The organism is Pseudomonas sp. NPDC089554 (assembly GCF_050280645.1).
In the GTDB taxonomy this organism is placed as follows: Bacteria; Pseudomonadota; Gammaproteobacteria; order Pseudomonadales; family Pseudomonadaceae; genus Aquipseudomonas.
Genome location: NZ_JBNNVR010000200.1, coordinates 1 through 1,467 on the forward strand (window position 1 = coordinate 1; position 1,467 = coordinate 1,467).

The 1,467-nt window shown below is 63.1% G+C and carries 2 pseudogenes; both read left to right on the plus strand.

Annotated elements, in window-relative coordinates:
- Nucleotides 1-92 precede the first annotated feature (92 nt).
- Nucleotides 93-1,373, plus strand: a pseudogene (locus tag ACQKPE_RS26520) (sigma-70 family RNA polymerase sigma factor); the annotation flags it as partial.
- A 1-nt stretch (nt 1,374) separates the two neighbouring features.
- A pseudogene (locus tag ACQKPE_RS26525) lies at nt 1,375-1,467 on the plus strand (hypothetical protein); the annotation flags it as partial.

Below are 1,467 nucleotides of genomic sequence, written 5' to 3' on the forward strand. Positions count from 1 at the left end.
TACTGAAACAAGCCTACGTCGTCGATGACGCCACGGTCAGCGCTACCAACGGCGGCGGCACACGCTCGCCTTCGGGGCTGATCGTGGGCGTCGATCCTGAACAGGTGGAAGACATCATCCGCATGATCAACGACATGGGGATCAACGTATTCGAGAGTGCTCCGGATGCGGATGCCCTGTTGTTGGCGGAAGCCGACACCGACGAAGCCGCAGCCGAAGAAGCCGCCGCAGCGTTGGCGGCCGTTGAAACCGATATCGGCCGCACGACCGACCCGGTGCGCATGTACATGCGTGAAATGGGTACCGTCGAGCTGCTGACCCGCGAAGGCGAGATCGAAATCGCCAAGCGTATCGAGGAAGGCATCCGTGAAGTCATGGGCGCCATCGCCCACTTCCCGGGCACCGTCGACTACATCCTCGGCGAGTACGACCGCGTCACCACCGAAGGTGGCCGCCTGTCGGACGTCCTCAGCGGTTATATCGACCCTGACGACAACATCGCCTCGCCGACCGAAGAAGTGCCTGTTCCAGGCACCAAGGCCGCCGCCGAGAAGGAAGAGTCCGACGACGACGAAGAAAACGAAGGTGACAGCGACGACGAGGAAGAGGGCGAAAGCGGCCCAGACCCGGAAGTCGCCCGCCAGCGCTTCGGTGCCGTCTCCGACCAGCTTCAGGCCACCAACAAGGTACTGAAGAAGGGCGGTCGCAGTGCCAAGGAAAGCATCGTGGCCCTGCAGGCCCTGGCTGACCTGTTCATGCCGATCAAGCTGGTGCCCAAGCAGTTCGAGGTACTGGTCGAGCGCGTGCGCGGTGCACTGGAGCGCCTGCGCGCCCAGGAACGCGCCATCATGCAGCTGTGCGTGCGTGATGCCCGCATGCCTCGCGCCGACTTCCTGCGCCTGTTCCCCGGCAACGAAACCGACCAGACCTGGAGCGGTGACCTGGCCAAGCGCAGCACCAAGTGGGCTGCCGCACTGGCCGAGAAGGACGCCGCCATCGTCGCCTGCCAGCAGAAGCTGGTGGACCTCGAGAGCGAAACCGGCCTGACCGTTGTGGAAATCAAGGACATCAACCGTCGCATGTCCATCGGCGAGGCCAAGGCCCGCCGCGCCAAGAAGGAAATGGTCGAGGCGAACCTGCGTCTGGTGATTTCCATCGCCAAGAAGTACACCAACCGCGGCCTGCAATTCCTCGACCTGATCCAGGAAGGCAACATCGGCCTGATGAAGGCGGTGGACAAGTTCGAATACCGTCGCGGCTACAAGTTCTCGACCTACGCCACCTGGTGGATTCGCCAGGCGATCACCCGTTCGATCGCCGACCAGGCCCGCACCATCCGTATTCCGGTGCACATGATCGAGACGATCAACAAGGGTGCGTTGCGCCAAGGGCCATGATATCGATGCCACGGGCCTGTCCTACAAGTCCGGCGACGGCTTCAAGGCCTCGGCGGCTGGGCGCTCAAAC